This is a genomic window from Allobosea sp. (assembly GCF_030695125.1).
Taxonomy (GTDB): Bacteria; Pseudomonadota; Alphaproteobacteria; order Rhizobiales; family Beijerinckiaceae; genus Allobosea.
Genome location: NZ_JAUYTP010000021.1, coordinates 40361 through 54063, shown reverse-complemented (window position 1 = coordinate 54063; position 13703 = coordinate 40361). Strand labels below are relative to the sequence as shown.

General features: G+C 68.5%; 11 protein-coding genes. 7 read left to right on the top strand and 4 right to left on the bottom strand.

All coding sequences use genetic code 11. The features are described 5' to 3' along the window. Nucleotides 1-429: 429 nt before the first annotated feature. A complete protein-coding gene (locus tag Q8S38_RS06290) occupies nucleotides 430-2103 on the top strand; it encodes a globin-coupled sensor protein (RefSeq protein WP_305679578.1) in 1674 nt (557 codons plus the stop codon). 200 nt (nucleotides 2104-2303) lie between these two features. Beyond that, nucleotides 2304-4016 (top strand): mucoidy inhibitor MuiA family protein, encoded by a 1713-nt coding sequence (locus Q8S38_RS06285; RefSeq protein ID WP_305679577.1) that lies wholly within the window; start codon nucleotides 2304-2306, stop codon nucleotides 4014-4016. 164 nt (nucleotides 4017-4180) lie between these two features. On the opposite strand, the gene Q8S38_RS06280 is transcribed toward Q8S38_RS06285, so the two are convergent. Together Q8S38_RS06280 and Q8S38_RS06275 are read right to left on the bottom strand one after the other, a co-directional pair. Beyond that, entirely contained in the window at nucleotides 4181-4759 is a 579-nt protein-coding gene (locus tag Q8S38_RS06280; protein WP_305679576.1) for a tyrosine phosphatase family protein, read from the bottom strand. Nucleotides 4760-5041: 282 nt separating this feature from the next. Then, entirely contained in the window at nucleotides 5042-6253 is a 1212-nt protein-coding gene (locus Q8S38_RS06275; RefSeq protein ID WP_305679575.1) for an amidohydrolase, read from the bottom strand. A 303-nt stretch (nucleotides 6254-6556) separates the two neighbouring features. On the opposite strand from Q8S38_RS06275, the gene Q8S38_RS06270 reads away from it, so the two are divergent. After that, nucleotides 6557-7849, top strand: a complete 1293-nt coding sequence (locus Q8S38_RS06270) for an adenylosuccinate synthase (protein WP_305679574.1) — start codon at nucleotides 6557-6559, stop codon at nucleotides 7847-7849. 125 nt (nucleotides 7850-7974) lie between these two features. Beyond that, nucleotides 7975-9171, top strand: coding sequence for a histidine kinase (locus tag Q8S38_RS06265; protein WP_305679573.1), 1197 nt, complete (start codon nucleotides 7975-7977; stop codon nucleotides 9169-9171). A gap of 160 nt (nucleotides 9172-9331) precedes the next feature. Here the strand turns inward: Q8S38_RS06265 and Q8S38_RS06260 are convergent, their stop codons facing one another. Together Q8S38_RS06260 and Q8S38_RS06255 are read right to left on the bottom strand one after the other, a co-directional pair. After that, entirely contained in the window at nucleotides 9332-10369 is a 1038-nt protein-coding gene (locus tag Q8S38_RS06260) for a hypothetical protein (protein ID WP_305679572.1), read from the bottom strand. Nucleotides 10370-10855: 486 nt separating this feature from the next. Then, the gene (locus tag Q8S38_RS06255; protein ID WP_305679571.1) at nucleotides 10856-11815 is read right to left on the bottom strand and encodes a polyprenyl synthetase family protein; all 960 of its coding nucleotides are present in this window, start codon (nucleotides 11813-11815) and stop codon (nucleotides 10856-10858) included. A 143-nt stretch (nucleotides 11816-11958) separates the two neighbouring features. Here Q8S38_RS06255 and mtgA point away from each other — a divergent pair, with 143 nt between their 5' ends. The 3 genes from mtgA (at nucleotide 11959) to Q8S38_RS06240 (ending at nucleotide 13703) form a co-directional block, all read left to right on the top strand. Then, nucleotides 11959-12660 (top strand): monofunctional biosynthetic peptidoglycan transglycosylase, encoded by a 702-nt coding sequence (gene mtgA / locus Q8S38_RS06250; RefSeq protein WP_305679570.1) that lies wholly within the window; start codon nucleotides 11959-11961, stop codon nucleotides 12658-12660. A gap of 163 nt (nucleotides 12661-12823) precedes the next feature. Next, complete coding sequence (gene rpmF / locus Q8S38_RS06245; protein WP_305679569.1) at nucleotides 12824-13009, top strand: 50S ribosomal protein L32; 186 nt, start codon at nucleotides 12824-12826, stop codon at nucleotides 13007-13009. A 124-nt stretch (nucleotides 13010-13133) separates the two neighbouring features. Next, entirely contained in the window at nucleotides 13134-13703 is a 570-nt protein-coding gene (locus Q8S38_RS06240) for a hypothetical protein (RefSeq protein ID WP_305679568.1), read from the top strand.

Here is a 13703-nt window from a genome sequence, read left to right as displayed (position 1 = left end):
GCATCGTCGCCTCGCGCGACGCTCCGTTGAAGAACGGGGTGAGCGGATCGCCCCCCCCTGTCAGGGCCTGTGTACGATTCACCCGGATCGTTCATAGGCCCTGACGCATTTCTGCGGCCCGGTCAGGTCCCCTGGCCAGCGGCTGCGGTTTCCTCCGCTCTGCTGCCGGTCGGCTGACCGTGGGCTCAGTTGCAGCACCGGCGCGTTCGCCCTTCGTGCAGCGCCGGTCAAACTCGCCCGTCCCGCGGCAGATGACGTAACTGTAATTCCCAAAAAGCTTCAATCAATTGCGGCTTTAACCTGTCATTAGTTATTTTGGCATTGTTTAATCAGTGTTGCATACGACGACATGCGGTAATGCTGCTATATCGCGATGCGCAATCAGATTTACACTTTAACTGTCAGTCAGATCTGACGCTGGAAGGAGCCATGATGACTTCGCCCATCGCCGACCGCCTGGACTTTCTGCAGATCGACCAGAAGACGAAAGACGATGTCAAACGGCTCAAGCCGATTGTGGCGGCGCAGATGCCGCGGGCTCTGGAACGGTTCTACGAGCACATCAAGCGCTATCCCGAGACGAGCAGGTTCTTCGCCTCGACGGATATGATGAGCTCTGCCCGCGCCCGGCAGATTTCGCATTGGGACGTCATCGTCGAGGGCGAGTTCGGCGAGGATTATTACCGTCGTGTCTCGATCGTGGGGCAGACCCATGCGCGGATCGGCCTGGAGCCGCGATGGTATATCGGTGGTTATGCGCTGGTCCTCGAAGATCTGATCCGCGCCGCCATCGCCGCCGAGGGCCCAAAGAAGGGCTGGCTGCCGCGCGCGGGCAATACGGACCAGCTTGCGGCTTCACTTGCGAGCCTCAGCAAGGTCGTGCTGCTGGATATCGAACTCGCCGTCAGCGTCTATTTCGAAGCTGCCGAAAAGGCGCGCCTCGCCGCTGAGCAGAAGCAGGCCGAGGTTGCGGCCGAGGCGATCGCCTCTTCGCAGAAGGAAGTGGTGGATCTGTTCGGCGACGCGTTCGACAAGCTGGCCGCGGGCGATCTCGGCGCGCGCGTCGACAAGCCCGTTCCGGCGGTCTTCGAGGGGATGAAGACGGCCTTCAATGCCACGGTCGAGCGACTCGCCGAGACCATGGTGACGATCAAGGCTGCCTCGTCTGAGACGCAGTCGCGCTCGGAGAACATCAAGGCGGGCGCGAGCGATCTGTCCTCGCGCACGGAAGAACAGGCCTCTGCGCTCGAAGAGACGGCCGCGACGACCGAGCAGATGGCGGCCTCGGTGAAGGCATCGGCTCAGGCCGCACGGCAGGCGGCCGACCTGGCCGACCGCGCCATGGCCAGCGCCCGCTCGGGCGGCCAGATCGCAACCCAGGCCGTCGCCGCCATGGGCCTGATCGAGGAGGCCTCGCACAAGATCTCCGACATCATCCGGGTGATCGACGACATCGCCTTCCAGACCAACCTGCTCGCGCTCAACGCCGCTGTCGAAGCGGCGCGCGCGGGAGACGCCGGGCGCGGCTTCGCCGTCGTCGCATCCGAGGTGCGGACCCTGGCGCAACGCTCTGGCGAGGCCGCCAAGGATATCGCGGCCCTGATCGCGTCCTCGAACGAACAGGTCGAGCAGGGCGTGTCGCTGGTGCGCCGGGCGGGCGAGGCGTTGACGCAGATCGTGGCCGATTCCGGCGCCGTCGCGAGCACCATCGACGAGATCTCCGCCGCGACCTCGCAGCAGGCGACCGGGATCGACGAGATGAGCCAGGCCGTCGCCCAGCTCGATCAGATGACGCAGCAGAATGCCTCCCTGGCCGATCAGAGTGCCTCCTCGGCGGAGGCGCTGTTTGGCAAGATCGGTGAGCTCAACGAGCTCGTCGCTGCCTTCAAGACCGGGGCCCACGGTGCTTCAGCGAGCAGTTATGCGGCCCCCCGTTCGTCATCCGAGCCGGCGCGCCTGCGCCAGCTCGCCCAGGCGGCCTTCGCGAACAAGTCTCCCGCGCCGCGGGCCGCCGCTCCGGCGCACCGCGCCGCTCCGACCGCCCCGGCCAGGAAGGTCGCCAACAGCCGCGCCGGTGGCGATTCCGGCTGGGCGGAGTTCTGAGGCCCTCGGCAGCGTGCGCCGCTGCCCGACACGCGCCCTGGCGCCACGAGCCCTGCCGATCCGGCAGGGCTTTTTCGTTTGCCCGGCCCGTCCCGTCGACCCGTCGGGCTGATCCGCAATCGGGCCCAATTCCGCCTTGGCCCCGCCGAATTCGACCCTGTCTATCACGGGCTCGTGATCGATTGAGGGGATAGCAGACCATGATGACCCGACTGGCCGCCGCTCTGGTGCTGGCGCCTGGCCTCGCCGGCGCCGCCGAAACCGAGCTGTCCTCGCGGATCGACCGCGTCACCGTCTATCCCGACGGCGCCGTGGTGACCCGGCTTGGCCGCGCCGAACTGCTGCAGGGGGCGTCGCAGATCGTGCTGCGCGGACTGCCCGCCACGATCGACCCGGCCTCGATCCGCGTCGAAGGCAAGGGCAGCGGCGCCTTTGCCGTCGGGGCCGTCGATGTCCGGCTGGTGCCGGGCGAGGCCAGGCCCGTGCTCGACGCGGTGATCGATGGCAAGCTCAAGACGCTGAACGAGGAAAAGGAGATGCTGGCCGGCCGCATCAGCGCGATCGAGGCCAAGCGTGCCACGATCGAGCGCTTCGGCCAGACCGGCCCCGACAAGCTCGGCCCCGACGGTAAGGCTCTGCCCGTGGCGGACTGGCCGGCTATTTTCGATGCGATCGGCGTGTCGCTGGTCAAGGTGCATGAGGAGCTGCGCGGGGTGCGCGCCCGGGCCGCCGACGTCGCGGGCGAGATCGCGGCGCTGGAGCGCGCCCGGCCGCAACCCGGCAGGCCCGGCGCCCCCCGGCGCGACATCGCCATCGCTGTCGAGGCGGCGGCGCCTGTCGCAGCCGAGTTCGCCGTGAGCTATCGCGTCGGCGGGGCCGGCTGGACGCCGCATTACGAGGCGCGGCTCAGCACCGGCGGCGGCGGGGCGAAGCCCGCGCTCGATCTCGTCCGGCGCGCCGAACTGCGCCAGCGCACCGGCGAGGACTGGAGCGACGTGGCGCTGACGCTGTCGACGACGCGCGCGGCCGGTGGCACGCGGGCGCCCGATCTCTCCCCGGTGCAGGTGATGTTCTTCGAGCCGCCGGTGCTCTACGAGGCGCGGCGCAGCACCGCGCCGGCGCCAATGGCGGCGGCCCGCGCCAAGGCGGAGGCCGAGGCTCTCGCCGACCAGACCGAGAGGGCCGCGCCCGCACCGGTCGCCGCCGAGGTCCAGACCGCGACCATCGAGGCCGGAGCCTATCAGGCGAGCTTCCAGGTGCCCGGCCGCGCGACGATCCCGCAGGACGGCTCGACGAAGACCGTGGTGCTGAGCCAGGCCCAGATCGCCCCGACCCTGATCGCCCGAATCACGCCCGAACTGGAGGAGACCGCCTATCTCGAGGCCGCCTTCAGCCATGACGAGGCTGCAGCCCTGCTGCCGGGCACCGTCGCGCTGCATCGCGACGGCACCTATATCGGCCGGGGCCGGATCGGGCTGGTGGCGCCCGGCGACAAGGTCGCGCTCGGCTTCGGCGCGGACGACAAGCTCAAGGTCACCCGCGCGCCGGTGCGCCGCCGCGAGAACGAGCCGAACTGGCTCGGTCAGACCCGCACCGATCTGCGCGAGTTCCGCACGGTGGTGAAGAGCCTGCATGCCCAGCCGGTGACGGTTACGGTGACCGAGCGCATTCCCTTCTCGGAGAGCAGCGCGATCACGGTCGAGACGCTGGCCGCGCAGACCACGCCGCCGACGGAAAAGCAGGTCGCCGACAAGCGCGGCGTCTCCGCCTGGACCTTCGATCTCGCGCCTGGCGCGGAGAAGGAGATCAAGGTCGCCTACCGGATCAAATGGCCGGGTGACCGCGAGGTCACCTATGCGCCGCAGCCGGGGCCCGGGCCCGGGCCGCAGCCGATGCCGCGGCCGTTGAATTGAGGGGGCAGAATTCGCTCACGAACCACCTCGTCATCCTGGACCAGCCGCGCAGCGGCGCAGGCCGGGATCCATCATCGGGCTCTGCGCCGCCCTAGGATGGATCCCGGGACGACCTTCGGTCGCCCAGGATGACGGCCGAGGGTCAGAGGGAAAACGACAGCCCCTCAAACCGCCATCGCCAGCTCGCGCCCGCGGCCGAGCCGCGTCATCCAGTCGGTGTATTGCGGCTGGACCTTGAGCTGGTGGCCATAATGGCGGCGCAGGCCCTCCGTCAGACGCCCGCCCAGCCCGAGCTGCTCGTCGGCGAAGCCGATCATCACCGAGTTCGGCCAGGCCTGCGGGCGCACATCACGCAGGCGCGCGAACAACTCGTCCTCGCTTGCATCTGCATCGTTCTGCGCCATCAGCATCAGCATCGCCGCGGTCGAGCGCGAGATGCCCATATGGCAGTGGACGAGGAGATGCCCCTCGACCCGCTCGCCGACGCCCTCGCGCAGCCCCTCGCCGAACTGGAGGATCTGTTCGACATGCTGTGGCCGAGGCGGGGTCATGCCCTGCGACGGGCCGAGGATGTCGTGGAAGCGCAGCGTGACGCGATGGTGCTCGCCATAGGTCCCGAAGGTGTCGATTTCGGGCAGGCCGGGGTCGAGCAGCGACAGCACATGGCTGACGCGGCGGATGCTGTGGGCGGGCAGTTCCTCGATGCCGCAAATGGTGAGCGTCGAGATCGAGAGCGATTGCATGGCGGGGACCGGTTGGTTTGCAGGACAGGCGCGGGTGAGCGGGACGGGCGGGCGTATCCCGACACGTTTGGACGCTTCGCCGACAGCGCGGGTCATCCCGGACGCAGCGAAGCGGAGATCCGGGATCCATTCCGGAGCCTTTGCCGGAGAGGTTCCGGAATGGATCCCGGGTCTCCCGGAGCCTGTCCTTGGGCCGGCCACAGGCCGGACCCGAGGGGTCGCCCGGGATGACCCTCCCCTTTTGCAGGCAGAAGGGGAGGGTTGGTGGGCGCGGTCAGGCTTCTACGCCGCCACCGCCTGCTCCTCGATCCCCAGCTCTTCGCCGACGACATTGACCCAGTAGCGGATGCCGTCGGGGATGATCGCGTCGTTGAAGTCGTAGAGCGGGGTGTGCAGGCCCTTGAAGGAGCCGTCGGCGGCGACGCCGTTGCCGATGCGCATGAAGGCGCCGGGCTTGATCAGCATCATCTCGGCGAAGTCCTCGCCGCCCGTGCCCGGCCGCATCTTGCCGTCGACATGGGCCGCGCCGACCGAAGCGGACGCTGCGGCGACCGCGACCGCGACCTGATCGGCCTTGTTGATCAGCGGGCTGGTGCCGCGGTGATAGGTGGCCTCCGCCTTGCAGCCCCAGGCGAGAGCGGTGGCGGCGGCGAGTTCGCCGATGCGGCGCTCGATCGTATTGCGGATCTCGGGCGCATAGGTGCGCGCCGTGCCGCCGAGCACCAGCTCGGAGGGGATGACGTTCGAGGCGTTGACGTCGCCGCCATGGATGTAGCCGACGCTGATCACGGCGGTGTCGAGCGGCGGCACGTTGCGGCCGACGATGCCCTGCAGCCCGAGCACGAACTGCGCCTGGGCGTAGGTGATGTCGGTCGAGAGATGCGGCTGCGAGCCGCCATGGCCGCCGACGCCGCGGAAGATCACCTCCCAGCTGTCGGCCGAGGCGAGGAACGGCCCGACCGCCGTGCCGAAATGCGAGGCCGGCAGGCCCGGCGTGTTGTGCAGGCCATAGATCGCATCGCAGGGGAAGCGCTCGAACAGCCCGTCGGCCAGCATCGCCTCGGCGCCGCCGCGGCCTTCCTCGGCCGGCTGGAAGATCAGGATGCAGGTGCCGGCGAAATCGGGGTTCTCGGCGAGATAGCGCGCGGCGCCGAGCAGCATGGTGGTGTGGCCGTCATGGCCGCAGGCGTGCATCTTGCCGGGGTGCTGCGAGGCGTAAGGGAGGCCGGTCTGCTCCTCCAGTGCGAGGCAGTCCATGTCGGCACGCAGCCCGATCGCGCGCTGGCCGGGGCGCTTGCCCCTGATGACGCCGACGACGCCGGTGCCGCCGACGCCTTCCGTGACCTCGACACCCCATTCGCGAAGATTCTTGGCGACGAGGGCCGCGGTGCGCGTCTCCTCCAGGCCAAGCTCGGGATGGGCGTGGATGTCCTGGCGGATCGCGGAGAAAGCCGCGTGGTGGCGGTCGAGCCAGCTGTCGAGATCAGTCGTCATCGTCGTCATCGTCCCCTGCGCGCGAGCGGCGCGTCTGCTTTTGTCCGCGGCTCCTGGATCGCCGCGCGGAGCCGGACCAGAGCCTGCCGGCGCGGCGTCTTCAAGGCCGCCGATGCTTCTTCTACACCCGTCCGGGGCTGGCATCCATGCGCGCCAAGCTTGACCTCGGCGCGCTCTTGGCTCATGAGGGCGTGCAAGAACCTGCCTTCGAACCCCGGTCTTGCGCCGGGGTTTTTCATGTGCGGCGCTTGCCCGAAACGACACGCGCAAGACTCACTTAGGACAAGCAGGAACCCCTGAACCATGGCAAATGTGGTGGTGGTCGGCGCCCAATGGGGCGACGAGGGCAAGGGCAAGATCGTCGACTGGCTGTCGAGCCAGGCCGATGTCGTCGTGCGATTCCAGGGCGGCCACAATGCCGGCCACACGTTGGTGATCGACGGCGTCGTCTACAAGCTCTCGCTGCTGCCTTCGGGCATCGTGCGCCCGGGCAAGCTCTCGGTCATCGGCAACGGCGTCGTGGTCGACCCCTGGCATCTGGTCGAGGAGATCGCGCGGCTGCAGGCGCAGGGCGTCGCGATTTCCCCTGAGAACCTGCGCGTCGCCGACAACGCCACGCTGATCCTGCCGCTGCATCGCGAGCTCGACCATTTCCGCGAGACCTCCAATGTCGGGCTGAAGATCGGCACGACCAAGCGCGGCATCGGCCCGGCCTATGAGGACAAGGTCGGCCGCCGCGCCATCCGCGTCATCGACCTGAAGGACCCCGCGATCCTGGAGGCCAAGATCGAGCGGCTGCTGGCGCATCACAACGCGCTGCGCCGCGGGCTCGGCATCGACGAGGTCAACGGCACCGATCTGCTCGCCCAGCTCAAGGAGATCGCGCCGAAGATCCTGCCCTTCGCCGACACGGTCTGGGCGCTGCTCGATTCGCAGCGCCGCGCGGGCAAGCGCATCCTGTTCGAGGGCGCGCAGGGCGCGCTGCTCGACGTCGACCACGGCACCTATCCCTTCGTGACCTCCTCCAACATCGTCGCCGGCCAGGCCGCGACCGGCTCGGGGCTCGGCCCCTCGGCGGTCGGCTATGTGCTGGGCATCGCCAAGGCCTATACGACGCGCGTCGGCGAGGGCCCGTTCCCGACCGAGCTGTTCGACGAGATCGGCGAGCTGATCGGCCAGAAGGGCAAGGAGTTCGGCGTCGTCACGGGTCGCAAGCGCCGCTGCGGCTGGTTCGACGCCTGCCTGGTGCGCCAGACGGTGAAGACCTCGGGCATCGGCGGCATCGCGCTGACCAAGCTCGACATCCTCGACGGCTTCAAGGAGATCAAGGTCTGCACGGGCTACAAGCTCGACGGCGAGATCCTCGAGCATCTGCCGGCGGGCCAGAGCGACCAGGCCCGCGTCGAGCCGGTCTACGAGACGATCGAAGGCTGGGAAGGCTCGACCGCCGGCGCCCGCTCCTGGGCCGATCTGCCGGCGCAGGCGATCAAATATGTCCGTCGCATCGAGGAGCTGATCGGAGCGAGCGTCGCAGTGCTCTCCACCAGCCCGGAGCGCGACGACACGATCCTCGTCCACAACCCCTTCGAAGGCTGAGGCCATCCGCGAGGGGCGGGCCGCCTCGCGAGGGTGAACCGCCGCGTCGAAAGTTCTCCGGCCTTTGAAACATCGGGAGCCCGTCGAGGGTTGACGCAGGCACCCATCACAGACAAGTGAGGCCAATGGCCGACTTCTATCCCATCCTGGCACGAGCGGTCGCCGGGCTGCCCGACACATCGCCGGCAGCGCGCCACGCCATCTACGACCGTGCCCGCGCCGCGCTCGTGGCCCAGCTGCGCAGTCTCGACCCGCCTCTCGGCGAGGCCGAGATCATGCGCGAGCGTCTGTCGCTCGACGAGGCCGTGGCCCGCATCGAAGCCGATTACGACGACACCCCGCTGCCGTTCGACGTCGATGCGCTGCCGCCCGCGCTGCCGCCCGAGACCGACGCGCTGCCCCAGGCCGGGGTCGAGCCGCAGCCCGCGCCCGAGGACGAGCGTTTCGAGGAGCCGCGGCCTGAGATCGCAGAGCCCCAGCCGGTGCGCCCGCGGGTTTCCCCGCCGCGCGAGAAGCGGGTCAAGCCCGTGCATCTGCGCACGGCTGTGGTCGCGACCGGCATTGCCATCGCGGTCGCCGCGATCGCGGCGGCGGCGTACTACGTCAACAAGGTCAATCCGCCTGACGCGGCCTCGCGGCCGCGGGCCGAGAGCCCGTCGCAGCCGGCTCAGGCCGACAATGCCGGCAAGATCAACGAGCGCGTCGGCGAGGCCGGCACGCCAGCGCCGGTCGTGCGGCCGGGCGGCAATGCCAGCGCGAGCGCTCCGTCTCAGGAGATCGCGGTCGCGCAGCGGGCGATCCTCTATACCGAAGATGCGGCGACCCCGCAGACCCCCCGCGCGGTCAATGGCCGCGTCTTCTGGCGTCTCGACAGCGAGAGCGTCGGCCAGGGCCGGCCGGTCGAGACGATCGTGCGCGCCACCGTCGAGGTCGCGGAGATGGGGCTGTCGCTCGACTTCACCATCCGCCGCAACACCGACACGGCCTTTCCGGCCTCGCACATCATCGGCATGCGCTTCACCTCGACGGGCCCCGCCGCAACGGATGCCGTGCGCGAGGTCGGCGTGCCGCAGTTCAAGACCGAGGAGAGCGAGCGCGGCGCGCCGCTCTCGGCAATCAACTCGGCGCTGGGCGAAAATCTCTTCGTCGCGGCCTTGTCGAATGTGCCCGTCGAGGTCGAGCGCAATGTCGAGCTGATCCTGAACCGGGCCTGGATCGACGTTCCCGTCCGCTTCGCCTCGGGCAAGCGCGGCATCCTGACCTTCGAGAAGGGCGTCTCGGGCAGCCAGACGCTGGCGGATGCCTTTGGGCGTTGGCGGTAGGGAGGCTCCGGGATCGCCTGCCCTCATCCTGAGGAGCCGCGTCAGCGGCGTCCCGAAGGATGAGGGCTGAGAGGCGGCCGTCGTCCTTTCAGCTCTTCCGCGCCAAGCCCCGCGAGCGCCGCCGCTGGAAGCGCTCCATCGCGGTGAAAGGGTTCGCGGCCTAGGAGGCTGCGAGGGAGGGTTCGGCGAGCAGGCAGGCGCTGCAGAGCAAGGCGATGTCCAGCAGCCTTCGGCGCGACGACAGCCAGGACGACACCATCCCGCCCACGGATTTTCGCGGTCGGGTCGACAGGTCCAGGTAGCCGCGTGCCAGTGCCGCCTCGCGCTCCGGCTGAGGATGCGCCGGCCGGAGCAGGCGGTGCAGCACCGTGCCGGCCCGCCGCTTCATGCGGCGGAACACCCGGCTCCAGGCCAGTGCATGTTCGTCGAGCCAGATGACGTTGACCGGCAGCGATGACATCGTTGCCTCATCGGCCCGCAAGGGTGCGTCCGGGTCGCTCACCTCGTAGAAGCATTCATAATCCGGCCAGGTGTAGCCGTCTTCCCATGTCCAGCAGTCATGGGCCTGATAGTGCTGCATCAGCCGGGCGCCGAGCGCCTTGTCGGTCGGCAGAAAGGCCGACGGCGCACCGAGGCGGGGGCTGTTTCGCTGCATGAAGTAGAGCACCCGATCGCTGACATAACCGCTGACATACAGCCGGAAATCGCGCTGGCGCCTGAGGTGCGCGACGGCCCGGAACACCTGAACATGCTCTTCATGGCCGTATTCGCCCCAGGGATTGTGGGAGACGACGAGGTCGCCGGCGCTGATATGCTCCTCCAGCGCCGCGATCAGCAGATGGAAGTTTCGCGCATAGGCGTCGCCGTTGCGACCGCAGTGGATGCCATAGACGGTCTCCACCGGCTTGCGCCAGTCGGTCGTCTGGTAGGTATTGGATTCGGTTATGTCGAGACTGACCGCGTTTTTGAGTGGAAAGTCCTGAAACACCGTCTGGCGGCCCTGGCTGATCGAGCCGCTATTGGGCGCCTGATTATAGCAGATGATGATCTTCTTGGCGGATTCCAGAATGGAACTCGCGTAGAGAACCTCGTCATCCGGGTGCGCCATGACGACCACGGCCTGATTGAAATCCTTCAATGTCATGGTCATGATCGATTCCTGTTTTTTGTTGTTATCGAATTCATGGTGGATCGGCATTGAATGCTATGTCGCATTTGAGCGCCGTTTGATGCCTTCTCGATGCCGTCAACGGGACATGTGAGGTTCGGCTCAGACAGTAAGATGGGGTGTTGTCGCGATACTCCGCCCTTCATCCGTGACGCTCATAGAGTTGAGCGACTAAAAAACCATCAACGCTGCCGATCGATCTCGTCGATCTGCGAACAGATGTTCCCTAATCACCAATTTCTCGTGGTGGCCTCGAAAAGAATGCGTCACGCTACGTTGTTCCGCTGGCAGACGTTTACGATCGAGCCTTGACTGAAGCACAACGATGCAACGTTGTTGAGGCCTAAAGCTGTGGGATGCTTAAGAGCGGCGACGTCGCCGGGCGCTCGTCCTGAGAGACCGCGTCAGAGACCTCTCGAAGGATGCGCCGTCAATCTCCGGAGCGTCACGAAGCATCCTTCGAGACGCATTCCTGCGGAACGCTCCTCGGGATGAGGGCTCGGGTGGACCTTACGGTCAGCTCTTGCGCTCGGCGGCGAACCGCGCCGCCGCGCGCAGCCCATCCGCCTCCGGCCCGAAGCCTGCGAGCGCCGCCACCGCCGCTGCGCTGAGGCCGTCGCGCTCGCGCTTGGCGGCGTCGAGCCCCAGCGCCTGCACCAGCGTGCCCTTGCCCTTGTCCTGGTCCTTGGCGGTCGCCTTGCCCAACTGCTCGGCGCTGGCCTCGACATCGAGAATGTCGTCGGCGACCTGGAAGGCGGCGCCGAGTGCCCGGCCATAGGCTCCCAGCGCGGCGCGCTGCGCTGGCGAGGCGCCGCCCAGGACCGCGCCCATCCCGACGCTGGCCGCCAGCAGCGCGCCGGTCTTCATCGCCTGCAACTGGCGGATCTGCGCCTCGCTCAGGGCGGCCGGCCCCTCCGTGCCGAAGCGCCCCTCGGCTGCGAGGTCGAGCATCTGCCCGCCGGCCATGCCGCCCAGTCCCGAGGCCTGCGCCAGCGCCAGCACCAGCGCGGCACGGATCTCGCCCGAAGGATGCGTCGCGGGGTCGGCCAGGACTTCGAAGGCGAGCGTCAGCAGCGTGTCGCCGGCCAGGATGGCGCTGGCCTCGTCATAGGCCTTGTGGACCGTCGGCCGGCCGCGGCGGGTGTCGTCGTCATCCATCGCCGGCAGATCGTCATGGACGAGCGAATAGCAGTGGACGAGTTCCACGGCAGCGCCCGCCCGCAGCGCAGGCTCGGGCGCGACGCCAAACAGCCGCGCCGTCTCGACGGTCAGGAAGGGCCGCAGCCGCTTGCCGCCGCCGAGTGCGCCATGGCGCATCGCCGCCAGCAGCCGCGCGGGGCGGGCGATCTCGCCGTCGCGCGGCGTGTCGCCGAGCAGCGTGTCGAGCAGCGTTTCGATCGCGTCGGCGGTCTGCGCCAGGCGGGACGCCAAGGCGTCCGCGCCCGCATCGCGCTTGGGGGAGGGGCGGGAACTCATGCTGCGGAACCCCATCCTGCGGAACTCATGCGCGGACCTCGCGTTCGCTGATCGGCGGGGCTTGCCGGAGCGTGACCGAACCGTCAAGCCGGTGACGGCCGGAGCACGCGGCCGGATCGGGAGGCCAGGGGGGGATGGCGACGATGGCGGCAGAACGGGCGACCATGCGGCGGAGCCTTCCAGCCCGTGTGCTGCGCGGGGTCTGGCTGCTGGGGCTGACGCTGCTCGTCGCGCTCATCCTGGCGCTGGGTCTCTACCGGTTCGTCCCCGTGCCCTCGACGCTGATGCTCGGGCGCTGGCTCACCCTGCAGCCGGTCGAGCGGCAATGGGTGCCGCTGGCGCAGATCTCGCCGAATCTGATCCGGGCGGTGATCGCGGCCGAGGACCAGCGCTTCTGCAGCCATGCCGGCGTCGACTGGGTCGAGCTCAACGCGGTGCTGGAGGACGAGGATGGCCCCTCGCGCGGGGCCTCGACGCTGACGATGCAGACCGCCAAGAACGTCTTCCTCTGGCCCGGCCGCTCCTATGTCCGCAAGGGGCTGGAGATTCCGCTCGCCCTGGCGATCGACACCGTCTGGCCCAAGACCCGCGTCATCGAGGTCTATCTCAACGTCGCGGAATGGGGGGAGGGGCTCTACGGCGCCGAAGCCGCGGCCCAGCGCTATTTCGGGAAGCCGGCGGCGCGGCTCACCCCCGCCGAGGCGGCGCGGCTGGCGGGCGCGCTGCCCAACCCGCTCCTGCGCAATCCGGCCCGGCCGAGTCGGGGCCTGCAAGCCGCGGCCGGCCGCGTCCAGCGCCGGGTCGGGCCGTTGGGGCCGCTGGGCGATTGCGCCCTGCCCGGATAATGGCAGGCACACAGGCGGCTGCGAATTCGAAATTGGGGATTCAGCACTAGCCATCCCGTGCCACAGCGTGTATGGGCAACGCCTCACGAGATTGATCCGTCGTCGTGGCGGTGGCGTGGCCTGCGGGCAGCGCTTCCGGACGGCGGCACGATGGAGAAGTAGCATGGCCGTTCCGAAGAGAAAGACGTCGCCGTCGAAGCGCGGCATGCGCCGCTCGGCCGACGCGCTGAAGCAGCCCACCTATATCGAAGACAAGAACTCCGGCGAACTGCGCCGCCCGCATCATGTCGACCTGAAGTCGGGCATGTATCGCGGCCGCCAGGTGCTGAAGATCAAGGCCGAGGCCTGAGACCGGTCGCATCGTCTTCGACAAGGCCGGCGCTCGCGCCGGCCTTGTTCGTTTGGCGACCCGATTGAACCCCAACGACCCCCGACGCGACCCTGATCCAGCATCATGCTCGCCGGAGGTTGCCATGGGCTACAACGCCTCGCTGAACGGCCGGATCGTCGCCTGGCTCCTGCAGCGGCCCCTCGGCGTCCGACACGGCAACGGGGAGTGCTGGACGCTGGCCGAGGATGCCTTGCTGGCACAGGGCGCGCGCGGCTCCCGCCAGCTCACGCCGCATTTTTCCGCCGGAAGCGACTACATCTGGGGCGACGAGGAGCCGCAACCGACGGCCATTGCCCCAGGCGACATCCTTCAGCTTCGCAACTACAGCGTCCGGAAGACGGACCGCGTCATCGATTTCCTCAGTGGCCCCGCAGGGCGTCTGCGTGTTCCCCATGTCCTGAGGCTGCCCCACCATACGGCGCTCGTCCTGCGCGTCGTCGTTCCGGGGGCTCTGCTCGACGTGATCGAGCAGAACGTACCGCTGCCGGGCTCGACCCGGCCCGACAGGGTCGTGCAGATCAACCGCTTGGCGCTGGCCTCGTGCCAGGGCCCGCGTGAGAGCCGCCTCTCGGATGCGGGCGACCGGGAGACCACCACAACGAGTTACACCGTACTGGGCGGCCGCATCCGGGCCTTCCACCCTCAGCGGTGA